We start from the raw sequence: 25,536 nt of genomic DNA, 5'->3' as shown, positions 1-25,536 counted from the left end.
CGTCTATGGTCGGTCCGGCTTCTCGTCGAGCGCCGGCGCATAGCAGGTCGCCGTGCCCCGCTGGGTCCGCTTTCCATGATACAGCGCGACATCGGCGCGTCGCAGCAGGTCCCGTTCGCACAGGCCCGGCGCGAACCAGCTGATGCCCAGCGTGCCGGACACCGCAAGCGTTTCACCGTCGCCCACGGCAACCTCGTGGCGCAGATCCGCCAGCAGCGTCTGCGCGAGGGTCGTTACGGCGTCCGGGGCCCGACCGCGCACGAGGATCGCGAACTCGTCGCCGCCCAGTCGCGCGCAGGTGCAATCCGCCAGATACGGCGCATGGAGTGCCGACGCGATCGTTTGCAGCACCTGATCGCCCGTAAGGTGTCCACACTGGTCGTTTACCGCCTTGAAGCCGTCGAGATCGATCAGCATCAGGGCGAGCGGACCCGCATCATCGGCGGCTGCCGCCATTGCCTCCGCGAACAGGCGATTGAAGCCGGCACGGTTGATGAGTCCGGTCAACTCGTCGGTGCTGGCCGATCGCCGCAACGCCTGTTCCATCTCGTAGCGACAAGTGACATCCTGGAACACGCCGATGAGTGCTACGGGCGTGCCGTTCTGAACCTCGACCTCGCCCATGCTGCGCACCCGCTTGGCGGTGCCGGTTGCCGAGACGAAGTCGACCTCTTCGTCGAACGGCCGCCCTTGCCGGATCGCAAGGTCGAGCGCGTCGGTCAGGGTGGTGCGGGAACGCCCTGGATAGAAGGACATCGCGGACTCGAGGGGCGGGACCTGCGTCATCGGCAGGTCGTGGATTGCGTAGACCTGATCGGACCAGTGGATGCTGTTGTCGGCAAGGTCGAGGCGCCATGATCCCATCCCCGCGATCCGCTCGGCCTGGCCGAGCTGGCGATGGATCCGCGCGAGGCGCTGGAGATCGTCCTGCCGCTGCGCTGCGAGGTCGGCGAGCTCCAGTGCGGTCAGGCGGCTGCTGACCAGCGCCGCCGCGATTGCCGCGAGCTTGCGCAATTGCTCCACCGCGTCGGGGTCAAACGCGCGGGCTCGGCGATAGACGACGCAGAGGGAGCCGACGACGACGTCGTGACCATCCTCATTGTGCATCACCACCGGCATACCGGCATAAGCGCCGACGTGCGGCTCGCCCGCGACCATCGGATGATCGCGATAATCCGGGTCTGCCGCCGCGTCGGGCAGGAGCAGCACTGCGTTCGTATCGACGACCCGACCACAGAAGCCGTGTTCCCGCGGCATCCTGTCGCCATCGATGCCGCATTTCGCGGTCAGCCACTGCCAATCGCGATCAAGGACCGAAAAGGCGCTCATGTCGCTGCCGAGCAGGCGCTGCGCGAGTTCTGCGACCGCGGTCAGTTCCGGTCCCGGCAGGCATTGCCAGAACCCGCCACCCTCAAGCAGGTCTGCGTGCATTTGCGTACGCCTTGTGGAGTTCGGATGCGGCAAAATCGGGCTGTGGTGCATCGGCCCGTCGTAGTGGCAGGGGGTAAATGTGACGTAACCACAGGACGATAGAGGAAGTTTGATACAAAGGCTTGGCGACGCGCGTCGACCTGCTCGATCTCACCAGGTCCGTGCTGCTTCCGCGGCGGACTGCTGGCGAGACGCCGAACGGAACCGCCGGTGTCGCGACGATCCGCCCTCTTTAATTCACCAAGATACCCTTCAGATGTAAGGCGATGCACAGAGTTATCAGAGGCGCCGTGACGGCAACGACAACAAACGCCTCAGCACACACAGCGCGGGCACGTACCCTTGCAGGCAGTTGCATCTTCCCTCTCCGAGCAGTTTCTCGAGAACGCTCAGACTATAGCGGAAGGTCATGCCGTCAATGCCGGCAAAAAGGATGATGCTATAGGTCATCAAGGGTGAGCTGGTGCGATGGGCACGTGTCACTGGGAAGGCACAATAGGTCTATCCTGTGCGCTGTTCCGCGTCCGATCGTACTGCGCGCGCGACCACGAAATGGGCCGTGAACCGCTGTGCATCGTTGGCAAGCGACTGGAGCGTGAGCTTGAGCAATGCTCCGGTCTGCTGAACCTCCTCGATCGCGGCAAGGCTGCACGCAACCGACGACGAGATCTGGTGGCTTGCTTCGGTGAGAGTCCGGCTACGGTCCTTGACCGCGGTGATCCGCCCGTTCAGCTGCTCGATGGCCTGAGTCTGTCCTCGGGACATGGTGGCGACGCGGCCAGCGCCATTGTCCAGGCTGTGGATCAGCACGCCGAGATGCTCGGTCGTCGTCACGACCGATCGGATCTGCCCCTGCACCGCCTCGATCTTCGAACGCACGTCACCAGCACTCGCGCCGGTCCGTGACGCCAGCATTTTGACTTCGCCCGCTACGACCGCGAAGCCGGCGCCCGCCGGTCCGGCGCGCGCCGCTTCGATCGACGCGTTGAGGGCGAGCAGGTTGGTCTGTTTGGATATCGCCGTGATCACGTCGACGATCTGCTCGATGCTGGCGGCCTGCTGCTGCGAGAGCGCGACCGTTTCGTTCGCGCTGCGCGCATGCTCGGTCATCGACTTGGCGGCGAGGCTCGTCCCGGCGACTTCGCGGTCGATGTCATCAAACGCCCGCGCGAGCGACTGTGTCTGCTTTCCCGCTTCGACCATCTCCGTCGCGAACAGCTCGGCAATCTGGTCCAGTTCATGCGCCAGCGTACGATTGCCGCTGATCGCGTCCTGCAGGCTGGCGGCATTGGTTTCGAGCTGGACCATCGCGCCCTGCGCCTTGCGGATGATCCCGGTGACCTGCCGGTCGAACGCTTCGGCAAGGCCCGCCAGCGTCCGCTCGCGGTCCAGCCGGCCCTGCGCCTCGAGCGTGGCGATCGCGGCGGACTGGCGCTTTTCCTCCGCCTCGGCACGCGCTGCCAACGCCCGCGTTTGCGTGCGCTGGAGCTGGAAAGAGGCGAGCGCGGTGACCACCAGGCCAAGCTCGTCGCGCCGTTCGAGTGCCGCCAAATCGACCGTCCGTTCGTTCATCACCGCCTCGGTCGCCGCCGCGATCCCGGTGATCGACAGGACGATCGACCGGCCGACGAGATAGGCCATTACCAGGCTGACTGCGGTACTGATGACGAGCGCGAGCAACAGCAGGACGATCGTGACCCTGGTGCCGAGCACCGCGCCTGCCGCCTCCTGTTCCGCCCGCCGGATGCCCGCTGCCGTGACCTGTCGGATTTGCTCGTTGATCCGTTGCGCATTGGTGCGGAACGGCTCGACCATTGCGGCGGTGCTGGCAAAGTCGATCGCAAGCATCGACGTCACCACATCAACCGTCGCCCGATACTGGTCGAGTTCCACGAGCACGGGTTTCAACGCGCCTGCCTGGGTGGGATGCGCCTGCCGGAACTGGACCAGCCGTGACCGGACGTCGCGCAACTCGCGCTGGATCACGCCGACCCGCGCGTCGATCGCGGCGGTCGGGTTCGCCGCCTTGACCACCATCAGATGATAGACGTCCAGGTTCGCCGCATCGAACCGCTGCGTGATCGCATTGAGCTGGTTGATGTCGGGCATGTCGCGGTTGACCACATGCTCGACGCTGCGTCCCGCGAGGAGCAGGGCGGTCGTGCTGGCGACCGCCATCGCCATGAACAGCACCAGCATGATGATCGGGGTCACCGCAACCTTGGCGCGGATCGACCGGCTGGGCAGCTTCAGCCGTTCCTCCAGCGTTCGAAGGCGCGTCAGGATCGCCTCAAAGGGCAAGGCGTGCCCCCGCACGGACGCGACGGTCCGCAGGAATTGGCGACACCGCGGCCCCGCGCGCGAGCGCCAGATTCTCGCCCGCTGCGAAGAGCTCGATCGCGCGCGTCACGCGGTATCCCGCGCGCGCATCGAGCGCGACCGCGTGATCGACCCGATACAGCAGCAGTTGCGGCGTCGGCGAAAAAGCGAGCTGCCGCGTGGCGGACGTGTAGCGCGCGGCGCCGCTGAGCGTCACCGGTCCGATATCGTACCCCAGCACCACATTGGCCTTGTGCACCGGCGTGGTCGACTGCGGGGCAAGCGCGTACGGGATCGGCGCGACTGGCGGCGGCAAACGATCGTCCGTGTGCGTCCAGGTATAATTGGCGCGCCACGTCAGCTTTGCGAGCGAACCCGAGGCGGCGAGTTCGACCCCGTAGGTGGTAAAGTCGCCGACGGCGCGGAACCGGGCCACCAGCGACGGGAGCGGCGACAGGAAGGTCTCGGTCTGCAAGCCGTCGCCAGGCGACGCGATCGCGCCTTTCGTCCAGGTGGCGAACGCGGTCGCTTCCAGTTTGATCGCGCGCAGCGGGTGCGTGTAGCCGACTTCGCCGCTCCACACCGTGACGGGGTCGATCTGCGGCGAGCCGGCGACGAAGATCGGAACTGGCGCCGGCGTGACGATCGGGAGGCGGATCCCGAAATTGACGAGCGACGGCAGTTGATAGCCCCGGCCACCGTTGATCCGGAGCATGCCGTCGCCCCCGGTACGAATCAGCAGGGCGGCATTGAAGCTGAACCGCGTGAAGGCACGGTCGAACGCCGCGGGGTCGTCATAGGCGGGCTGCACGATCACGCCGGATTGGTGAAGCCAGAGCCGGTCCAGGCGACCGGCGACGGTGAACGAGACGCGCTCCTGCGGCCGCAGGTCGAGCATCGCGTTGGCCGACGCGACATCATAGGCGATCCGCCGCGCGAACTGATAATCGGACTCGAGCTGATTGTTGCGGTACTCGGTGCCGAGCCGCAGGGTATCGACGGTATCGAGCCGAACGAGCGTCGACGCCTGCGCGACGACGATGCGGTTCCGATAGTCGATCGGGTCGGTGGCGTTCGCGCCTGCACCGACGCCGTATTGTGCGTCGAGCCAGTTCACGTAGCCATTGACCGTCAACCCGCCCCAGGGCGTGTCGCGGGTAACGGACCCGTGCAGCGTATCGCTCGAATAGTTCTGGTTCGACAGCAGCTGGCTTGGCAGATATTCCACCTGGCGATTGGTCGAATGCCCCGCGCCGAGCGCAACCTGCAGCGCGCCGAACGTCCCGTCGACATCGCCCGACACCTGGTCGCTCGCGACATCGTAGACCATGTCGGGTCGCAGCAATGTCGCCGGGATCGCCCGCTCGTCCTCGCGCGTGCGACCGGCGGCGAGCTTGACCCCGATCGTCGGCGTGACCGGAAGCAGCACCGAGCCGGCGAGCTTGCTGGCGCCATGGGTCCCGACCTCCGCCGTCGCGGTTGCCGAGGGTGCCGATGCGCCCCGCCGGGTGATGATGTTGACGACCCCGCTCGCGGCGTTGAAGCCGAACAAGGCGTTCGCCGGACCGCGGACCAATTCGATCTGCTGGATCTCCTCGAGCTGCACGCCCAGCAGGTTCCAGTCGGTCATGCCGTAATGGTCGAGATAGGCCTGCCGGCCATCGACGAGCACGAGCAGCCGCGCATTATAGGTTTGCACGCCGCCGCGCACCGCGACATCGGTCTGCCCGGCGGTCCAGCGATTGACGTCGACGCCTGCCAACGACTTGAGCAGGCCGGGAACATCGCGTGCCGGCGAGCGCGCGATGTCGTCGCGCGTGAGGATCGTAGCGGAGGCGGGCAGTTCCGACGCGCGCTGCGGCGTGCCGGTGACGCTGGTCGTGACCGGCTCGCCGACGGTCGCCTGGAGCGCCTGATAATCGACCGCCTGGGCGAAAGCCGCAGCCGGGCTCAGCGCGGCGCCGATCGTGAGGATCGTGCGCAGGCGCTGGATACGCAAGGGAGCAACCATTGTCAGATTTCCTTGACCAGCATCAGGAACGCTGATCCGAAGCGGATATTGGCGGCGCGCGCGGCGGCGCGGTTGACGGTGATCTGGGTCTTGGGCGTCGAGGTGATCCCGACCACGCACCGGCTCGCCTGGACGCAGGACGGATCGGAGGAGATCGTCAGAACCGAAGATTTGGCGGCCGCCGCGGCGATGCCGCCTTGTTCGGCGCGCAGACCGGTGGTGACGAACGCGATATTGTAGCCGGTGAGCGAACCCATCGCGCCGATCGGCAGCCGACGCGCGTGGATCGCGCTGCGCCCCGCCGCGAGGCCCGACCCGATCGAGCGTTCGATCGCGCTCGCTTCCGCTTCCGACGCCGCATTGCCGGGATCGAAGAGGATCGCGGCGGCGATCGTCCCGCTTGGCGGCGGCTGGAGGAAGGAGACGACGCGCGCCGCGATCGGCACGTTGAGTTCGGCGCTCAGCGGCGCTGCGAAACCAAGCGCTACGACGGCGCCCGTTGAAAACCAGGACTTGTGCACGCTACCCCCTACTCGACGCGCCCGTTTTCGCAGCTGGTCCTCTCCAAATGGTTAATACCGGCGTTAAGCCATGGAAAGTTCAGCGCTTTGGACAAACCGCCGGTAGCGTTGACCCGCCCGCTGCCATCTTGGGGACGCGCCAGGGTTGATCGCCAGAACAAGTGGCGTGAAGCAAATTGAAAGCGTGGGTTTCGCCTTCGGAGGGCGCCTAGACGTATCCGGCGGCGCGTACTTTCGCGGTCGCAGGATCCATGGCTCGGATGAGCTTACCAGCTTCCATGCCGTTCATTCTGGCAGCACGATGCACGAAGGTCCGCTGGAAAACCGCGAGCACCTTTCTGGAGCAGGACCAGTTGTTCTTGACGGTCTTGGCCGCACGCAAAAGTTTAACTGTCCTCCTGGATCCGCCCGTCGCCTTATGGACAGGGCGACCTTTCGCCTCGAAGTAGAAGCAGGCGGCAACGCCGCCCCGGGGGGCGCGGTACGAGCACTGCCTACCGCGCACGGCTCGCGTCGAGAAAGGCGGCCGTCCATACCAGCGGGGCGTTCCAGTTGATCGCGACCTCGTTCACAGTGAAGACCCGGTAGTCATCGATCCAGCACGCCTGGGGCGCGCACCCGTGCATCGGCCCCGGACGTCGCGCTTCGTCCGAATTGGGCCCGCCCGATAGCACGCCCGACGGTGGCGCGGGATAGCGCGGGTTCGCCATCGCCGCCCAGAAGCGATGGTGCGGGTGATGCATGCTGCGCGCCCCGAAACCGGTGACATAGGATTGGTCGAGCGCGTTGCGCCCCAGCACATAGTCCATGCTGGCGACCGCCGCCTCGCGATAGGCGGGCGTAGGATGAATCTGCCATGCCACGCCGAGCACCATTGCGCGGTTAAGGATCATCGCGTTCGACCCCCACGGATAGCGCGTTCCGGCGTAGGGAAGGCCATAGCCACTGCGACGTGTATCCGCGACAAAGCCGTCCGCCAGCCGTGTGATGCCCGCGCGAAGCGATGCGCGCAGATCGGTCGGAAGCGCGCTGGGCACTGTCGCCAGGGTCAGCGCGCCCGCAAGCCGCAGATAGCCCCAGTCGATCCGGTCGCCCGGGTCCGCAAACACGCCGTCGCTGCGTAACCGCGCGAGGAACGGGGCTTCGCCGGTCGACGCGTAAAATTGCGACGCCGCAAAGGTGAATTCGTCGCGGACGTCCTTGTCGCCATAGCCGCCGCTGCCGGTGAAATCCGAACTGGCACGCAGGTCGGGGTAGCGCTGGGCGGCCGCCCAGCCACGTCGTGCGGCGGCAAGGCACCGCGCGGCGAACACCGGGTCGATCGTCCGCCAGATCCGCGCCGCCTGCGCCGCGACCCCGACCATGTTGAGGGTCGCGGCGGTCGACGGCGGGTAGAGGAACCGCCGCTCGCGGTCGTCGGCCGGCGCAGTCGGCAAGGGCGTCCAATGTTCGTCCGCGATCTTCGTATGCACGAGCCCCCCGGCGTCGATCGTCTCGAACCCCGCCTCGCCATTCCGCCGCGCGACCGCCAGCGACATGCCATTGGGGATTTGCATCGCGAGCAGGAATTTGACCTCGACCTGCGCTTCGTCGAGCAGGTCGTCGCGTCCATTGGCGCGTTCCGGCAGCGCGAGCCGCCCGTCGGCGAAGGCCGCCGCATCGCCGAACGCGCCGAGGCGCTCGTGCAGATCGAGCAGGGTCCAGGTCGAGACGCCGCCGTTGACGACATATTTGCCCTGGTCGCCCGCGTCATACCAGCCGCCCGTCGCATCGAGGGTATACCCGCAACCCGGCCATTGAACGCCCTTCTGGTCACGCCCCGCAAAGCAGGTGGCGCGATCGGGCGCATGGCCCGCCGCGCGCGCGAGGTCGCGCCGCTCGACCAGCGCGGGCAGGATCGGCACGCCGCTGCGCTGTTGGTAGAAAAACGCCATCGCCGCGGTTGCGACGGGCGCGAACGGGCGGTTTGCGATCGCAAAGGAGTGGCTCGCGGCCGTTCCGACATGCAGGACATAGCCAGTGCCGGGAGTATGGAAATCGGCGAACACGATCCGGTGCACGGCTTGCCCGGACGCGGCGTCGGGACCGAACGGGACGGTGGACCCGGACGCGACCGTCCGTCCCTGCGAATCGCTCAAGGTCCAGGCGAGCGGGGTCGTCGCACCAGACAGCAAGATCGCGGTCTTGGGACCGCCAGTTTCATAGCCTGCCTGATCGATACGGATCGCGGCGGGCGGGGTGGGCACCCCCGCCGCCGCGAGCAGCAGCGCGAGCGGAACGAGTCGCCGCACGCTCATGGTTTCCCCACCAGCGCCTGGCGGATCGGCTCGACCCATGTGTCGTGGTTTATGTCGTAGACGATAAAATCGCCGTCAAACTGCCAATAGGCCCAGGGCAAGCCGTGCGCCTCGACATTGCGGCGGACGGTCGCGGTGTAGCGCACGCGGTCCGCGATCGGCGTACCGCTCTTGTCGAACGCGCCAAACTCCCCGAGCAGCACCGGGCGTTTGTTGGCCTCGCTCCAGGCGGCGACCGTGGCGAGGTCCGCGCCGATGCGCCTTTCGTCGGCCGTCGTCAGCGGTATGCCGTGGAGATCGCGATTGTCGGTCCACGGTGCACCCTGGTGGGTAAAGCGGAACGGCTCATAATAATGGAAGGTGACGAGGATGTTGTGGTCGCTCGGCGGCAGCTTCAGCGTGTCCAGCTTGCTCAGGCTGTTCCAGTTGGTCGGCCCGATCACGAGCGTGCGCTGCGGATTGCTCGCGCGGACCACGGGGAGGATCTGCGCGAGCAACGCGTTCCAGCGATCCGCGTCGAGCTTGCCGTGCGGCTCGTTCAACAGTTCGAACAGCACGGACTTCGGAGCGGTGCGATAACGCTCGCCGATCTGTTGCCAGAATGCCTTCAACTTCGGGGCACAGGCGTCGGGATCGTCCGAGCAGGCGTTGAAATCATGTTCGTCGATGATCACCGACAGGCCGGCGTCGCTTGCCTGCTTGACCACGCGATCGAGCGTGGCGAGCCATTCGGGGTCGAGCCGGTTGGTGGCGTCCATATGGTCGAACGCCTGGAGCACGAGGCGGATGAAGTCGAACCCGCCCTTGCGGATGATCGCGAAATGGCGCGGCTGGAACCGTGCGCGCGCCGGGTCCTTCCACAGCGGATCGTAGCCGAGCACGTTGACCCCGCGGTGCAGGTGCGCGGCGGTGGCGAAGGCGTCGCCGGCCGGGGCGGCGCTCGCCGCGACCGGCAGCAGTGCGGCGCTACACGCCAGCGCGAGCTTCAGCTTCTGGCAAATCGTCATCGTCGCGTCGCTCCCGGACCGGCAAGGCTTTGAAACGGTGTCACGCGCACACGTCGGCAGTTGGAAGGGGGGCATTGGCGGGAACGAGCAGCCCCTTGGCATTCGCCGCTGCTTCGAGCGTCGCGGTCGGGCCGCGCTGCGACAGATCGCGCGATCCTGCGTAAAAGGGATCGGCCTCCGCCTCGGGTAGGGTGGTGAAGCCGAACCCCATCCGATCGTACAGATCGAGCAGTCGCGGCAGCATTCGCGCATCGAACGCGCCGAGATGGAGCAGCAGGACATAGGGAATGTCCCGCCCGAGCGCAGCGCGGGAAAGATCACGCGAGCGCTGCGCCTGCGCGCGCGCAGCGGCGAGGTAGCTCGTCTCCAGCGTGGCGATTGCGGTCGTATCGTGCCGCGCGGTGCAGCGCGCGAAGGCGTCGTTCCAGGCATAGTCGCCAAAGCTCATGGTGACCGCGGCGATCCGATAGCCGCGCGCGCGCAACCCGGCGCGGACGGCGTCGCGTACGCTCGCGTCCTGCCCCTCGGCAAGGAAGGGGTAGCGGAACCAGTGCCAGTCGCTGTCACCCGCGACCGCGGCGATCGCGGGTTCGTTGCGGAGTGCATCGGCGAGGAAGGCGCTTGATCCGACGGTGTCGAGATTGACGTGGCCCGCGGTATGGTTGCCGATCGGCAGCCCGGCCGAGCGCCATGCAGCCAGCACCTTGGGGGCGTTCGAGTCGCCCGCGCCGAAGGTCGCGTTCATGAAGCCGAACGCGGGCGCATGATGCTGGGCGAGCGCGGCGATGATCGTCCGGGCGATGACCAGCCGGTCGCCCCCGACCGGCAACGGCCCGTGCGCGGGCAAGTCGTCGAAGGTCAAAGCGATCTGCGGGCGCGCCGACCGCGTCTTTGCCGCGGGGGAGGGGGCGGAGGAGCGTTCGGACGGCGGCGCTGCGAGGGCGGATCCTGCTGCGACGAGCGCCGCCGCAACTCCGGCGGCCAAGACTTTCCACCCGCGCATACGGCATCCTGCTCCCCACGGCTCTGGTCCGGTCGCGGTTGCGATCGCCTCGAGCTGGCCGTGTTACCGGTATCACACCGTACCCCGCGGATCGTGTCAACCCGATGTGTCGTTGATAAGAAGGCCTTTAAGGCGCGTACGTTTTTGCCGAGGACATGCTGTCGCGTCGCCATCTGCTCCGCTACTGTCGTCATCAATGTCGGATCTTCCCCCGCCCGCGACCCAACGCCGTGTCGCCGAACGCTCCGCCGTCGACGCGGCGACCTTCGCACGGGAGGTCGTGACGGCGTATCGCCCCGTCGTGCTGCGCGGCCAGGTCGCGCACTGGGATGCCGTCGCCGCCGCGGCCGGGGGCGACCGCGCGATGGCGGAATATCTCGCGGGTTTTGCGACGCCGGGGGGCAAGCCGCTCGACGTCATGATCGCGCCGCCAGAGGCGGAGGGGCGCTTCTTCTACGCCGATGACACGCTGACCGGGTTCACCTTCCACCGCCAGCCGGTGCCGATCGGCGCGCTGGTTGCCGAGCTGTTGCGCTTCTCGGAGAGCGGAACGGAACGTCCGCACGCGCTCTACGCCAACGCCGCGACCGCGCCCGAGCATCTGCCGGGCTGGGAGGCGGCGAACCCGCTCGCGCTCGGGGTCGATGCGCCGGCGCGGTTGTGGATCGGCAATGCCACCCGGATCGCGACGCATTACGACACGTCGATCAACATCGCCTGCGTCGTCGCGGGGCGGCGGCGGTTCACGCTGTTCCCGCCCGAGCAGCTCGCCAATCTGTATGTCGGGCCGCTCGACCATACGATGGCCGGGCCGCCGTCGAGCATGGTCGATCCCGACGCGCCCGACCTGACGCGCTATCCGCGTTTCGCGGAAGCGCTGACGCATGCCGAGGTGGCCGAGCTCGGACCGGGGGATGCGATCTTCATCCCCCCGATCTGGTGGCACCATGTCCGCGCGTTCGGCCGGCTCAACGTGCTGGTCAATTACTGGTGGGAGCATCGCTCGAGCGCCGCCTTCCTCGCGCTGGTCCATGCGATCGAGGCGGTGCGCGACTTGCCGCTCGCCGAGAAGGCGGCGTGGCGGAGCTGGTACGATCACCTCGTCTTTGCGCCCGACGCGGCGCGGGCGGCGGATCACTTGCCGGAAGCGGCGCGCGGGATACTTGGGGCGACGAGCGCCGAGCGGACGGGGAAGATTCGCCAGTTCCTGATCCGGATGCTGCAGCGGCCTTGAGCCACGGCGGTCAGTGCGAACACCCTTCTCACCTATTAGGCCCACTTTCTCCCCGTTCGCTTCGAGCGTAGTCGAGAAGCCGGGCACAGCGCAGGTTTCTCGACTACGCTCGAAACGAACGGTCTGGGGGGCGTCCAAGTCCGGTCGTTTTGGAGGCGCTATCCCGTCCGCCCGAGGCTTTGCAGCAACGTCACCCGCATCCGCTCCAGTCCGTCCAGGTCTGCCGCGCCCAGCGCACCCCTGACGTGCGAGGGCAGATGCGCCGCCGGGTCACCCCCGGTCTGGAACACGAGATGGTCGAACATCGTACGCCACACTCTACGCTGGTCCTCCGGCAACGTCCGCAGCGCGAAGAGCGAAAGCAGCAGCGCGTCATACGGGTTGGGCATCCCCGGCGGTGCCGGGTCCCACCAGTAATTGCACAGCACGTTGACCGGCGCGAGCGAGGCGACCGCATGCCACCAGTGGAACGGGATGTAGAGCGCGTCGCCCGGCTCGAGCGTCGCTTCGCAGGCATGGGCCATCGCCTCGGCAAAGCGCGGGTACCGTTCCAGATCGGGCGCGTCCGGGTCGACCATGCTGACCGGCGTTCCGGCAGGGGTCAGCTCGTACGGACCCATGTAGAGGTTGCCGACCTGCTCGGGCGGAAACAGCGTGAAGCGGCGACGCCCTGCGACGACGACCGCGATATTTTCCATCAGGTCGTAATGCGTCGCGACGCGGATCGCATTGCCGAGCCACAGCCGCGGCACGACCGTCGGGTCGACCAGATCGATGCCGTGCGCTTCGGCGAAACCCGGGAGCAGGTCGGGCGCCGGGATCGACTGGACCGCCATCGCATAGGGTCGCTCCACGGCGCGATCGCGCAGCAACCGATCGAGCAGCGGATCGAGCGGGGAGCGGCCGCGCGTGAAGTTGAGCGCGGTGAGACCGGGTTCGTAGAAGAAGCGCCCCTCGATCTCGGGTGCACCGACGATCGCGCCGACCGGCTCGGCATGGCTGAAGGTTTTGAGATAGCCGACCAGCGCCTCGTCCGACTCCCGCGCGGCGCGGACGGCTGGCCAGTCCGCAGCCAGCCCGCGCAGCACCACCGGCTTGGCAGCGGCGCGGATTTCGGCATCGAAGCGTGCGCGGTCGATGCCGTGCACTTCCGCAATCGGGGCAGGGGGCGCTAGGCGCGTCATGCCCGCGTCACAGTGGCGATCCGCCGCCACCCACATCGAACGGCGATTCCGCGGTGAAGGAGAAGAACGGCACGTCGTCCTTTGGCGTGGGCGCTGGGGCAGGGGCGGGTGCCGCGAGCGGCGAGGGCGCGGTCCGGCGCAGGAAATCGCCGTGCGTTGGCAGGCGTTGCGCGGTGTCGAGATAGCCGCGCCGCATCTGCTCGAGCGCGACTGCGACTTTCTGCTCGTCGAGCGCATCCGCGGCGGGTTCCCAGCTCTTGGGGACGATCCCCTGGCCGAGGCACACCGCGACCCAGCTCGGACTGGTGAACAGATCGTAGCCTTCGCGGAACAGCCGTCCCTTGCCCGCGAACAGGTCGATCTTGCGTTGCAGGCTGTCGGGGATCTCCATCGTCCGCACCTTGTCCCAGAAGGGCGAATCGTCGCGGCGCGTGGCCTTGTAATGAAGGATGATGAAGTCGCGGACGTCCTCGTACAGATCGTGCATCTGGCGGTTGAACTCGTCGCGCTCGGCCGGATCGAAGCGCTTGTCGGGGAACAGCGCGAGCAGCCGCTGGATCCCCGCCTGGACGAGATGGATGCTGGTTGATTCGAGCGGTTCGATGAACCCGCTCGACAGGCCGAGCGCCACCACGTTGCGATTCCAGCAATCCCGACGACGCCCCGCGGTGAAGCGGATCCGGCGAGGGTCGGCGAGCGGTTCCGCTTCGAGGCTGGCGAGCAATTGCGCTTCGGCGGCATCGTCGTCGAGATAGTCGCTGCAATAGACGAGGCCGTTGCCCATCCGGTGCTGCAACGGGATCCGCCACTGCCACCCCGCCTGATGCGCGGTCGAGCGGGTGAACGGATCGGGCTCGCCCGGCCGCGGCAGCGCGCACGGCACCGCGACCGCGCGGTCGCACGGCAGCCAGTGCGCATAGCTTTCATAGCCGGTGTGGAGCGTTTCCTCGATCAGCAGACCGCGAAAGCCCGAGCAATCGATGAACAAATCCCCCTCGACTCGCCGCCCGTCCTCGAGCGTGACCGCCTCGACATAGCCGTCGTCGGGACGCTGGTTGACCGTCGCGATCTTGCCCTCGACCCGGACGATCCCCGCCTTTTCGGCATAGTCTCGCAAATAGCGCGCGTAGAGCGAGGCATCGAAATGGAACGCATAGAACAGCTCGCGCACCGGCGAGCGCGCGTCCTCGTTCGCGCGTCCGAAAGTGCCGTGCTGCGCCGCCATTGCGCTCATCGACCAGGCGGAAATGTCCGCGATCGGGCGGCGCGCCTTCTCGCGCAGCCAGAGCTGGTGGAAATGGATGCCCTGCAAATCGTGCCCATAGGTGCCGAACGGGTGGAAGTACCGCTCGCCGATCGCGCCCCAGTTCACGAATTCGATCCCGAGCTTGAACGTCCCCGCGGTCGCGGCGAGGAACGCATTCTCGTCCAGCCCGAGCATCTGGTTGAAGTTGATGATCGGCGGGATCGTCGCCTCGCCGACACCGACCGTGCCGATCTCGTCGGATTCGACTAAAGTGACTTGCGTATAGCCGTTGTTGAGGAAGCGGGCGAAGGCGGCGGCGGCCATCCAGCCGGCGGTGCCCCCACCGACGATGACCACGCGGCGGATCGAATGCTCGTTCATCGGGAGAGGTGTCTCGTCTGGGCCGCACGATAGGCGGCGTGGGTGGGAACATGCGGGAGGGCGGCGGCGATTGCTTCGGTCTGGCGCGCCATCGCCGCGCGCACGGCGACGGCGGGGACAGCGGACACGAGCGGGTCGACGCGGCGCGGCAGGAAGCCCTGGCCGATCAGCACCGCCGCCCAGCTGTCGCGCGCGAACGTCTCTTCCTCGTGAAAGGGAAGACGCCCGCGTTCGGCGAATTGTGTAAGCGTATGCGCGAGGCTGGCGGGCGGCTCGGTCGTGGCGAGCGTGCGCCATAGCGGATCGTCGCGCCGTGCGGTGCGGTAATGCATCGCGAGGAAGTCGCGGACGCGTTCGGCTTCGGCGCGGGTCTGGCGATTAAACTCGGCCACCTCGACCGGGGTCGCGACACGTCCGGGGAGCATCGTGATGAGCCGGTCGATCGCGCTCAGCGCGAGGTGGAGGTTGCACCATTCGAGCGGTTCGATCTCGGTCGCCGCATCGCCGATCGCAAGGCAATTGCCCTGCCACGGCTGCGGGCGCGTGCCGGGGCGGACGCGGATCGGTTCGCTGGGCGTGGCACCCGAAGCGTTGCGCAGGACGCGCGCCGCCTTGCCGTCGCTGATCGCGTGCGCTGCATAGGCAAAGCCCGCCTGTCCGCCGCTCGACCAGTGCCAGCCTGCCTGGTGCGCGGTGACGGTGGTGAGCACCACCGGCTCCCCGCCCGGTTCGGCGAGCAGGACGCGGTCGCAGGGGAGCCACGCGCTCCAGTCGTCGCGCACCGCATCGATCGCGCTGCGTAGCCGCGCTTCGGGGCCGGTCGCGTCGATGAACAGGTCGGCGGTCAGCGCGGAACCATCGGCCAGATCGACTGCCGCGATCGCCTTGCCGCCATCCAGCGTCACCCCGGCGATCTCGCGCACGATCTCGCGGACGCCGACGTGGAGCGCGAACGCGCGCAGCATCGTTGCATGGCGGGGCACATCGAGCGTCAGGCCGAACTCGTGGTCGGCGAACGGCGAATTGGCGGTCGGCGGGACGAACCGCCCAGCGCGCGCGAGCGCGGCGGCGGGCGAATGGCTGTCGAACGGTGCCGCGGTCCCGTCCTGCGCCGCGCGCACCCAGTGGAGATGGAAGGCGGTCGGCCCGAACGACGCGCCGTAGCGGCCATAGGCGTGGACATAGTCCTGCAGCCCGGTTGCCCAGCCCGCGAACAGCGTCCCGAGCCGGTAGCCGCTGCCGGTCCGCACGATCCCGTCGGCGACGCCGATCCCCAGATCCTCCTGAAACCCCAGCAGCGAGGGCAGGGTACAGGCGACCCGGTCCGCAAGCGCGTCCGGCGAGGGCGCGCACGCGAGGATCGTCACGTCGAGGAACGGCGCACGCCGTTTGATTGCGGCGGCGGCGCACCAGGCGGTGATCCCGCCGCCCGCCACCACGATCCGCTCGAGCCGGTCGCCGCGCATCAGGCGGCTTGCGCCATCGCGCAATAGCGCTCGATAAAGCTGCGGTGGTCCGGGCGGCGCGCGACGTCGCCCGCGATCTCGGCTCGCAACGCCTCGACGCTCGCGAGCAGCGCGTCCGTCGCGACCGTGTCGACGCGCGGGTCCCATCCCTCGGGCACGATCCCCTGGCCGAGATAGACCGCGACCCAGCTCGGGTCGAGAAACACCCCCTCGCGATATTTCACGATCCGCGCGCGGGTGCGCCACAAATCGAGCTTCTCGGACAGCGTGTCCGGGATCGGCATGGTGCGGACATAGTCCCAGAAGGGGGAATCGCTACGGGTCGTGGCGTGATAGTGGAGGATCAGGAAATCGCGGATCCGGTCATATTCGAGGTCGATCACACGGTTGAATTCGTCGCGGTCGGACGCGCTGATGCGGCGTTCCGGGAACAGCTCGATCAGCGCGGTGATCGCCTGCTGGACGAGGTAGATGCTGGTCGATTCGAGCGGTTCGAGGAACCCGCTCGCCAGCCCGATCGCGACGCAATTGCCGACCCAGCTGCGCCGCCGCCGCCCGGCCTTGAACCGCAGCACGCGCGGTGCGGCGAGCGCTTCGCCCTCGACCGCCGTCTCCAGCGCGTAGCGGGCGTCGTCGTCGGATACGAACGCGCTCGCATAGACATAGCCGTTGCCCGTGCGGTGCTGCAGCGGGATCCGCCAGCGCCAGCCCGAGGGCATCGCGATCGCGCTGGTATAGGGCGTCACCGCGGTGCGCGTCCGGCACGGCATCGCGACGGCGCGGTCGGTCGGCAGCCAGTGTGACCAGTCGATGAACGGTTCCTCCAGCGCCGACCCGAGCAACAGCGAGCGGAACCCCGAACAATCGACGAACAGGTCGCCTTCGATGCGTTCGCCGCCGTCGAGGACGATCGCCCGGATATCCCCGCTCTCGCCATCGCGCTCGACGCTGGCGATCGTCCCCTCGGTTCGGCGTGCGCCCGCTTCTTCGGCGATCCGGCGGAGGTATGGCGCGAATAGCAGTGCATCGAACTGATAGGCATAGCCATAGGTCCCCGCGAGCGTCCGGTCGGTCGCAGGCCGGTCGAACTTGCCGCCGCGCGCGAGCGCACAGGCATAGGACAGGCTGTCGAGCGACGGCAGCGGTTTCCCCTCGTGCAGCAGCCGCGTCCAATAATGGTGGAAGTCGACAGCACCTGACCCGCGCCCGAAGGTGCCGAACGGATGGATGTAGCTGTCGCCGATCCGCCCCCAGTCGCGGAACTCGATCCCGAGTTTGAAGGTCGCCCGCGTCCGCGCCATGAACTCGGCTTCGTCGATCCCGAGCCGTTCGTTGAACGCGCGGATGTGCGGCAGCGTCGCCTCGCCGACGCCGACCACGCCGATCGCCTCGGACTCGACCAGATGGACCGAACAGTGATCGGGCAACAGGCGCGCGAGCGCAGCGGCGGCCATCCAGCCGGCAGTCCCGCCACCGACCACCACGACCCGTAGTTTCGCCTCCGCCGACAACGGCATGTTGCTCTCCCGACGCGCCTTATGCTTGCGCTCCCATCGACTGCTCCTTCATTCGCGCGCCTTCGTCAACCGCCTGTTGAATGTTGCGGCGGCGTTGCACGATTGTCACATTTCGCCGCACTTTGCGTTTGATTTTCTCAAAATGTTACCGCAAACATAATGCGTCCGCTTCGGGGAGTCCCGCGGTGCGACCACGAATCAGACGCGATCACAGCGTCGTTTTTAGGAGGGGTTCTCAATGCGCCGATTTGCGCCACAGACAGTTGCTGTCCGTCACGTCGTTCGTTTCCTGCACGGGGCGTCCGCAACCGCGCTGTGCGTCGCCCTTGCCGGGACCGCGCACGCGCAAGCCGCCGGCGCGAACCAGACGTCGCCGACCGGCGCCGTCGCCGGGCAGGGGACCGCCGGCACCGCCGGCACCCCGACTTCCTCCAGCGAAACGTCGAGCGTCGACGGCCAGACCGCCACCCCGAGCAACACCGCCAAGGACCCCGACGACATCGTCGTGACCGGCATCCGCCAGAGCCTTGCCAACGCCCAGAACATCAAGCGCAACTCCGACACGGTGGTCGACGCGATCACCGCGCAGGACATCGGCGCCTTGCCCGATCGCTCCGTGACCGAGGCGCTGCAGCGCGTGCCGGGCGTGTCGATCAGCCGCTTCGCCGCCTCGAACGATCCCGACCATTTCTCGGTCGAAGGCTCGGGCGTCGTCATCCGCGGTCTCAACTTCGTCCGCTCCGAATTCAACGGGCGCGACGCCTTCTCGGCCGGGATCGGCGGCCAGTCGCTCAACTTCTCCGACGTCCCCGCCGAACTGCTCGGGTCGGTCGAGGTGTACAAGAACGTCACCGCCGCCTCGATCGAGGGTGGGCTTGCGGGCACGGTCAACCTCAACACGCGCAAGCCGTTCGACAACAAGGGCTTCCATGTCGGGGTCGACACGGAGGGCAGCTATGGCGACCTCGAGAAGAAGTGGACCCCGACCGGGTCGATCCTGGTCAGCAACACGTGGAATACGAGTGTCGGGACGTTCGGCCTGCTCGGCGACGTGTCCTATTCCCGCGTCCGCAGCCGCGCCGATGGCTTGCAGATCACCAATTTCCAGGCGCGCGACAACACGCTGGTGACCTATCAGAGCCAGGGCGGCACGACGATCTGCCGCAATCCGCTTCCAGGGAACGGCGACACGACGACCTTGCCGGCGGTTCATGCGGCCTGCGGTGCGGCATCGACGGCAGGCGCGGATGGCTTCGCCGATCCGACCGCGGGGTTCTATGCGCCGCTCGGCGGCCAGTATCGCACGCAGGATTTCGACCGCAAGCGCGACGGGATCGCGGTGGCGGCACAGTATGAAACGAACGATCACCGGTTCCTGCTGACCGGCCAGTATATCCGCTCGCACACGACGAACCTGTCCGACGAACATACGTTCGAGGCAGCGCCGGACCTGTCCGAATACAGCACCTATCCGATCGGCTGCCAGCAGAACAACGATGGCCCGCTGACCAACCCGGGCGATGTCAACTCAGGCACCGTTCGTGCGGAATGCCCGACGGGCAAGTTCACCAACTACAAATACGACGCCAACGGGCTGTTCCAGAGCGGGTACATCACCACGCCCGGCACTGGCTATCGCAGCAATCTGAGCGGTACGCCGTTGCAGACCTTCATCCCGACCGGCGGCGCGCCGATCTCGCTGTCGCGCGGGCAGGTCTATGAGCAGAATACGGTCAACGACTATGGCCTGAACGCACTGCTCCACCCGACCGAGCGGCTGCATATCGCGCTGGACGCCGATTACACCGAATCGCATCATCAGGTCAGCCAGCTCAACATCTACGGTGAAACGTACGCCGATCAGGAACTCAACCTGACCGGGAACGTGCCGACCGTCGTATCGCACAAGCCGGCCACGCTGGCGGCAACGTGGGCGGGGCCGGCCAACCCCGCGTTGGTCAACGCGACCGACGCGCAATATTTCGCGGATCCCAACGTCGAATTCTGGCGTGCGGCGATGGATCATTTCGAGGACAGCCGCGGCAAGGAATTCCAGTTCAAGGGCGACGTCACCTATGACGTCGACGGCAGCTTCCTCGACAAGATCCGCTTCGGCGCACGCTATGCCGACCGCGACCAGACCGTGAAATATTCGGCCTATAACTGGGGCATGCTCAGCGAAGTCTGGGCGGGTAGCCCGGTGTCGATCAATCAGGTCAACGGCGGCAACGCAAGCTTCTACACCTTCGACAACTTCTTCCGCGGCGCGACCCCCGGACCGTCGGGTGCCTATTATTACAACGGCAACATGATCGACGGTTACAACAAGACCGTCGGCTTCATCAATCAGGTCGAGGCAGCGGGAGCGGCGAGCCAGACCAACCCCTCGACCCGCTGGACGCCCGCTGCTCTGCGCGCTGGCGTCGGCGCCGACTCGCCGTATCTGCCCAATGAAGTGACGCGCGTGCATCAGCGCGACAGTTCCGCGTATGCCATGGCGTCGTTCAAAACCAAGACCCTGATCCCCGGGCTGGACATCGCGGGCAATGTCGGGGTGCGCTACGTCCATACCGGGATGGACAATTTCGGTGGCAGCATCATTCCCAGCCGGGCATCGCTTGGGATCGCAGATACGTTCCAGAGCCGGTGCGTTCCCGCAGCGCCGACGACGCCGTTGCCGGCCGGATACACGCCCGCGGCACCCGGTGGCGTGTGCCTGCTCGGCGCAGACGGATACGCCCGGTTGCAGCAGTTCGCCTCGGTCAATCCGACGATCGTGCTGGGCCAGGCGTCGAACAAATACACCTACTGGCTCCCGAGCGTGAACCTGAAGGTCGGTCTGACGCCGCAGCTCCTGCTGCGCTTCGCCGGATCCAAGGTTCTGACGCGCCCGGACACCAATCTGGTGCGCAATTTCCAGCAGATCTCGATCGACGGGAACGGCAACTTCCAGAGCCAAGTCGGCAACCCGTATCTGAAACCGGCGACGGCGTGGCAGTTCGACGTCACGGCGGAATGGTACTTCTCGCGCGTGGGCTCGCTGACCGCGGACGTCTTCTACAAGGACATTACCGGCTTCTTCTACCAGTCGCTGGTCAGCCTGCCGCTGACCAACAACGGCCAGACGTTCGACCTGCTGACGCGCGGGCCGGCCAACTATTCCGGGCACGGCAAGGTCAAGGGGGCGGAAGTCGCGTATCAGCAGACCTTCAACTTCCTTCCCGGCTTGCTCAGCGGCTTCGGCTTTACCGGCAACTACACGTTCATTCAGAGCAACGGGTTGCCCAACTCGTTCCTGAATGGCGGATCGCCGGTGACCAACGTGGCGGCGCAGACCAAGACCGGCAGCTTGCCGCTGGAAGGCCTGTCGAAGCACAACGTCAACGCGACGTTGTTCTACGAGAAGGGCCCGGTCTCGATCCGCGCGGCGTACAATTGGCGCTCCCGGTATCTGCTGACCGCCGCCGACGTGATCTACCCGTACACGTCGATCTTCCAGGACGCGTCGGGTCAGCTCGATGCCTCCGCCTTCCTCAACCTGAACAAATATGTGAAGATCGGGGTGCAGGGCGTGAACCTGACCAACTCGGTCACCAAGACGCTGCAGGCGTATAGCGGTGATCCGAGCACGCTGGCGCCGCGGTCCTATTTCGTCAACGACCGCCGCTTCTCGTTCATCCTGCGCGGCAACTTCTGATCCTCGCTGCCGGGGGGCGCCAACCCCCCCGGCACGCGGGCGGCCGTCCCGTCAGCGGGACGGCGCAGCCGCAAATGCCGCGGCCACCGCCTCGCGCATCGGCTTGGCGCGGAACTGCGTGTCGTACAGTGTCGGGCGCCGCCTTGCGCCGTCCTTGCGCGGCTCGAACCCTTCGATCCAGCTGTACCGGTCGCACAGCCCCCAGCTCAGCACGTCGCGCACGGCCGGGTAACTGAGCGTCACGTCGAGATACCCCCGCGTGAAGTCCGCGACCGCCCGGTCGCGTGCGGTGACGTCGGCGGGCAGCGCATTGTCGCGCACGTCGAGCTCGGTGAGCAGCAGCCGATACCCCATCTGCGTGACCGCATCGAGGAACTGCCGCCAGTCGCGTTCGAGCGTGGCCACACTCGCCTTCGTATCCAGCCCCTGCGTGACGAGATGCGACTGTATGCCGAGCGCGTCGACCGGCGTGCCGCGGCGGCGGAACCCTTCGAGCAGCTTGAGCACGCCCGCACGGTGCGCGGCATTGCCCGGCTCCCAGCTCATATAGTCGTTATAGACCAGCTGCGCCCCCGGCGCGGCGGCGCGCGCGGTGTGGAAGGCGAGGTCGAGCGTCGGTTCGGCACCGCCCATCGCGCGCGAAAGACTGGTGTCGTACAGCATCCCATCGGCCGGGCGGACCGCCTCGTTGACGACGTCGTAGCTAATGATCCGCTTGCCGTAGCGACCGAGCACCGTGTCGATATGCGTCGTCAGCACCCGTTCGGCCTCGCGCTTGGGCGTGGCGCCGAAATCATAGGTGTTGAGCCAGGCGGGAAGCCATTTGGGCTGCTGCCACAGCAAATTATGCCCGCGCACCGCAAGGCGTTCGCGCTCGGCCCAGCCGAGGATCGCATCGAACCGTTCGAACGCGAAGGTCGTCGGGCTCGGTCGCAACGCCTGCCACTTCAGCTCGTTTTCGGAAACGATCGACCCGCATTCGGCAGAAATCAGGCGTGCGTACGCCGGATTGGCGAACGATCCGCGGTCTGCACCCGGAGCGCCCCAGGCGATCGCGGACCCGAACCGTATCCCCTTGCGCCGCGCAAGGGTGTCCAGGGAAGGTTCTTCCCGACCCGCCGCCGCGAGCGGCGCCGCCGCTGCAAGGCCGGCGATCGTGCCAAACATGGTTTCGCGTCGCGTAAATCCCGTCATATCAGCACCCTCTCTTATATTGATACCGTTACCATCCCCAAGCGAAGGGCGCAGGTCAAGGACTGGCTCGATCGGATGGTTCGACAGAACGGACTTTCGACGAGCCTTGCTCCCGCGAGATATCCTGCGAACCGGACCCGACCTTTATTGCGCTTCGCGCCACAAAACCGTAGCGGCACCTTCCGGGGGTACGAATGAAACCGCTATCTGCTCATCGCCCGGCGAAAGCCGCGACCATCCGCGATGTCGCCGCGGCGGCCGGCGTGTCCGCGATGACCGTCTCGCGAGTGGTCAACAAGGAAGCGACCGTCCGACCCGGGACCCGCGACCGGGTCCTGGCGGCAATCGAACGGCTCAACTATTCGCCGAATCTTGCCGCGCGGATCCTCACCGGCGCGCAGCAGATCCGCATCGGGCTGTTGTTCACCAATCCCAGCACGAACTATCTCAGTGCGCTGCTGGTGGGCGGACTCGACATGGCGAGCCAGTTGAACGTCCAGATGATCGTCCAGAAATGCCAGCCCGACAATCATGCGATCGCCGTGGCACGCCAGATGATCGCAAGCGGGATCGATGGCCTGATGCTGCCGTCGCCGCTGTGCGATTCTGCGGCGCTGATCGCCGCCATCATCGGCGAGGGCATACCCGCGCTGGCGATCGGAAGCGGTACGCCGTCGCCCGATCTGCTCGCGGTCAGCATCGACGAATTTGCGGCAGCGCGGACGATGATGCGGCATATCCTGTCGCTCGGGCATCGCCGGATCGGTTTCGTCGTCGGGAATCCAGACCATAGCGAAAGTCGCCGCCGGCTCGATGGTTACCGCGCTGCGCTGCGGGAGGCGGGGGTCGGCGTGGAAGACGCGCTCGTCGCGCAGGGCCAGTTCACCTATCGCTCGGGTCTGGACGCTGCCGAAGTGTTGCTCGACCTTGCAGATCGGCCCTCGGCGATATTTGCCAGCAATGACGACATGGCTGCGGCGATCGTCAGCGTGGCGCACCGCAAGCTGCTCAACATTCCCGGCGACCTGACCGTGTGCGGGTTTGACGACACCACCCTTGCGACCGCCATCTGGCCCGAACTTACCACGATCCGACAGCCGATTGCCGAGATGGCACGGGCGGGAGTCGAACTGCTCAGCGCCGAAATTCGCTCCCGGCGTGCTGGCAATGCGTTTGCGGCGCCGCATCTCGTGCTCGGCCACGACCTTGTCCGCCGTCAATCCGAGGGGACCTGGTCTGATCGGCACGAAGGAGACGCTCCGCGGAAGGCGTGAGGCGTGAGGCGTGAGGCGTGCGACGGCGGCGCATTTCTCCAACAAATCGAGTGCCACGACGCCTCGCTGACGGTATGCTGGACGATATGCACCGGACCAGCAGCTGATATGGCACAACAGGCCGACCTCTTGCTCCCGCGGGAACGCCATTGGCGTCTGGTCGCCGACAGTCCAATCCCCTCCGTAATCAGCGACCCGCGGTTGCCCGACAATCCGATTGTTGCCTGCAACGATGCCTTCTGTGACCTGACCGGATATCCCGTCGAGGATGTCGTCGGGCGTAACTGCCGTTTCCTGTCTGGCCCTGCAACGGAGCCGTGGCTGACCGAGGAAATCCGTCGCGGGGTGCGCGAGCATCGCCCGGTGCTGGTTGAAATCCTGAACTACAAACGCAGTGGCGAGCCGTTTCGCAACGCCGTTCTCGTCGCGCCGATCTATGACGAGAACGATGCGTTGCTGTATTTCCTCGGGTCGCAACTCGAAATCGACGCGGCAGCCGCCACGCCATCGAGCATGCGTCGCATTCGCGCGGCGGAAATGGTCAAGGCGCTCTCGCCGCGGCAGGGGCAGGTGCTGAAACTCGTCGCGAACGGCCTGCTCAACAAACAGATCGCAGCGGAGCTCAACCTCGCGGAAAAGACCGTCAAGATGCACCGCGCCATCCTGATGAGCCGCCTGCAGCTGCATACGACCGCAGACCTGATCCGTCTCGCCGTAGAAGCGGGCCTCTAGAGGCACGCAGCCCCGATACGGCACAAAGTCCGTATCGGCGGAAAAGCCGGACCGTTCTACTGTTTCCCGGTCGCCACAGCGGCGTTGCCGTACGCCTTCCAGCCATTCGGCGTGCGGTCAGGCTAACCCTCGCCCTTCTGGTGCCGCTGTGACGACACATCGGGATACGGTCGTTTCGCCTTCGTCGAAGCGACGCCCCGCAGCATCCTGCCCGGCGCATTCGTGCCGTGGATCCATACGTCGGAGGCCACTATGGACGTCGTCACGCCATTCCAATTCTCGCTCGTCTACAATGCGTTTTCCTTTACCTTCGCGGCGATGGGGGCCGCCACCGCCTTCCTCTGGCTCAGTCGCGCGCAGGTCGCGCCGGCGTATCGGACCGCGCTCACCATTTCGGGGCTGGTCACCGGCATCGCCGCCTACCACTATTTCCGCATCTTCGAGAGCTGGAACGCCGCTTACATTTTCAGGAATGGCGTGGTCACCGCGACCGGCTTCGCGTTCAACGATGCGTATCGCTACGTCGACTGGCTGCTGACAGTGCCGCTGCTGCTGATCGAACTGGTGCTGGTGATGCGGCTGTCGCGCGCGGAAACGTCGTCCAAGGCGGCCCGTCTCGGCTCGGCGGCTGCGCTGATGATCGTGCTGGGATATCCGGGCGAAATCGCCAGCGACATCCCGACCCGTGCGATCTGGGGTACGCTTTCGGCGATCCCGTTCCTGTATATCGTGTGGGAACTCTTCAGCGGTCTCGGCGCCTCGATCAAGCAGCAACCGGCGGGCGCACAGGATCTCGTCCGCAAGGCGCGCCTGCTGACCTTTGCGTCGTGGGGCTTCTACCCGATCGTGTACATGGCACCCTATGCCGGGCTGACGGGCGGCACCGCTACCACCACGATCCAGATCGGCTATACGATCGCGGATATCGTCGCCAAGGCCGGGCTCGGAATCCTGATCTTCCTGATCGCGCTCCGCAAATCGGAAGCCGAAGGCGATGGACACAAGGTCCACGCTGCCTGATC

17 protein-coding genes are annotated in these 25,536 nt (G+C 66.6%); 5 read left to right on the top strand and 12 right to left on the bottom strand.

The annotated features are described in order from the left end of the window. Positions 1 to 3: 3 nt before the first annotated feature. The 7 genes from L8G49_RS00475 to L8G49_RS00445 form a co-directional block, all read right to left on the bottom strand. Complete coding sequence (locus tag L8G49_RS00475; protein ID WP_242181720.1) at positions 4 to 1,431, bottom strand: sensor domain-containing diguanylate cyclase; 1,428 nt, start codon at positions 1,429 to 1,431, stop codon at positions 4 to 6. A gap of 501 nt (positions 1,432 to 1,932) precedes the next feature. Then, the gene (locus L8G49_RS00470; protein ID WP_242181718.1) at positions 1,933 to 3,732 is read right to left on the bottom strand and encodes a methyl-accepting chemotaxis protein; all 1,800 of its coding nucleotides are present in this window, start codon (positions 3,730 to 3,732) and stop codon (positions 1,933 to 1,935) included. Further along, complete coding sequence (locus tag L8G49_RS00465; RefSeq protein ID WP_242181716.1) at positions 3,722 to 5,761, bottom strand: TonB-dependent receptor; 2,040 nt, start codon at positions 5,759 to 5,761, stop codon at positions 3,722 to 3,724. The genes L8G49_RS00470 and L8G49_RS00465 overlap by 11 nt, the downstream gene beginning before the upstream one ends. Before the next feature lie 2 nt (positions 5,762 to 5,763). After that, positions 5,764 to 6,282, bottom strand: coding sequence for a YfiR/HmsC family protein (locus tag L8G49_RS00460; RefSeq protein ID WP_242181714.1), 519 nt, complete (start codon positions 6,280 to 6,282; stop codon positions 5,764 to 5,766). Positions 6,283 to 6,776: 494 nt separating this feature from the next. After that, positions 6,777 to 8,579, bottom strand: coding sequence for a glycoside hydrolase family 9 protein (locus tag L8G49_RS00455; RefSeq protein WP_242181712.1), 1,803 nt, complete (start codon positions 8,577 to 8,579; stop codon positions 6,777 to 6,779). After that, positions 8,576 to 9,586, bottom strand: a complete 1,011-nt coding sequence (locus tag L8G49_RS00450; RefSeq protein ID WP_242181710.1) for a glycoside hydrolase family 5 protein — start codon at positions 9,584 to 9,586, stop codon at positions 8,576 to 8,578. Before L8G49_RS00450 ends, L8G49_RS00455 begins: the two co-directional genes overlap by 4 nt. Before the next feature lie 40 nt (positions 9,587 to 9,626). Beyond that, positions 9,627 to 10,589, bottom strand: coding sequence for a polysaccharide deacetylase family protein (locus L8G49_RS00445; RefSeq protein WP_242181707.1), 963 nt, complete (start codon positions 10,587 to 10,589; stop codon positions 9,627 to 9,629). Between the two features lie 196 nt (positions 10,590 to 10,785). Between L8G49_RS00445 and L8G49_RS00440 the strand changes: the two genes are divergently transcribed. Beyond that, positions 10,786 to 11,823 carry a cupin-like domain-containing protein gene (locus L8G49_RS00440; protein WP_242181706.1) on the top strand — a complete coding sequence of 346 codons (1,038 nt, stop codon included), beginning with the start codon at positions 10,786 to 10,788 and terminating at the stop codon, positions 11,821 to 11,823. Positions 11,824 to 11,981: 158 nt separating this feature from the next. On the opposite strand, the gene L8G49_RS00435 is transcribed toward L8G49_RS00440, so the two are convergent. From L8G49_RS00435 to L8G49_RS00420, 4 genes are read right to left on the bottom strand one after another with little or no spacing between them, the layout of a single operon-like run. Continuing rightward, on the bottom strand, positions 11,982 to 13,007 hold the full coding sequence (locus L8G49_RS00435) for a cupin-like domain-containing protein (RefSeq protein ID WP_242181704.1): 1,026 nt from the start codon (positions 13,005 to 13,007) through the stop codon (positions 11,982 to 11,984). 7 nt (positions 13,008 to 13,014) lie between these two features. Then, positions 13,015 to 14,634, bottom strand: a complete 1,620-nt coding sequence (locus tag L8G49_RS00430; protein ID WP_242181702.1) for a tryptophan halogenase family protein — start codon at positions 14,632 to 14,634, stop codon at positions 13,015 to 13,017. Then, positions 14,631 to 16,124, bottom strand: coding sequence for a tryptophan 7-halogenase (locus L8G49_RS00425; protein ID WP_242181699.1), 1,494 nt, complete (start codon positions 16,122 to 16,124; stop codon positions 14,631 to 14,633). Before L8G49_RS00425 ends, L8G49_RS00430 begins: the two co-directional genes overlap by 4 nt. Beyond that, complete coding sequence (locus tag L8G49_RS00420) at positions 16,100 to 17,617, bottom strand: tryptophan halogenase family protein (RefSeq protein ID WP_242181697.1); 1,518 nt, start codon at positions 17,615 to 17,617, stop codon at positions 16,100 to 16,102. Before L8G49_RS00420 ends, L8G49_RS00425 begins: the two co-directional genes overlap by 25 nt. 238 nt (positions 17,618 to 17,855) lie before the next feature. Here L8G49_RS00420 and L8G49_RS00415 point away from each other — a divergent pair, with 238 nt between their 5' ends. Continuing rightward, positions 17,856 to 21,314 (top strand): TonB-dependent receptor, encoded by a 3,459-nt coding sequence (locus tag L8G49_RS00415; protein WP_242181695.1) that lies wholly within the window; start codon positions 17,856 to 17,858, stop codon positions 21,312 to 21,314. Positions 21,315 to 21,365: 51 nt separating this feature from the next. Here the strand turns inward: L8G49_RS00415 and L8G49_RS00410 are convergent, their stop codons facing one another. Beyond that, positions 21,366 to 22,508 (bottom strand): endo-1,4-beta-xylanase, encoded by a 1,143-nt coding sequence (locus L8G49_RS00410; protein ID WP_242181693.1) that lies wholly within the window; start codon positions 22,506 to 22,508, stop codon positions 21,366 to 21,368. 194 nt (positions 22,509 to 22,702) lie between these two features. Between L8G49_RS00410 and L8G49_RS00405 the strand changes: the two genes are divergently transcribed. The 3 genes from L8G49_RS00405 (at position 22,703) to L8G49_RS00395 (ending at position 25,534) form a co-directional block, all read left to right on the top strand. After that, positions 22,703 to 23,782, top strand: a complete 1,080-nt coding sequence (locus L8G49_RS00405; protein ID WP_242181691.1) for a LacI family DNA-binding transcriptional regulator — start codon at positions 22,703 to 22,705, stop codon at positions 23,780 to 23,782. 108 nt (positions 23,783 to 23,890) lie between these two features. Continuing rightward, a complete protein-coding gene (locus tag L8G49_RS00400; RefSeq protein WP_242136910.1) occupies positions 23,891 to 24,514 on the top strand; it encodes a LuxR C-terminal-related transcriptional regulator in 624 nt (207 codons plus the stop codon). Positions 24,515 to 24,766: 252 nt separating this feature from the next. After that, positions 24,767 to 25,534: a bacteriorhodopsin-like gene (locus L8G49_RS00395; RefSeq protein WP_242181689.1), complete on the top strand. Its 768-nt coding sequence runs from the start codon at positions 24,767 to 24,769 to the stop codon at positions 25,532 to 25,534. Positions 25,535 to 25,536 lie beyond the last annotated feature (2 nt).

The sequence above is a fragment of the Sphingomonas sp. CARO-RG-8B-R24-01 genome (assembly GCF_022662295.1).
Classification (GTDB): Bacteria; Pseudomonadota; Alphaproteobacteria; order Sphingomonadales; family Sphingomonadaceae; genus Sphingomonas.
Note: the sequence above shows the minus strand (reverse complement) of the source record. Positions and strands in the feature narration are given on the sequence as shown.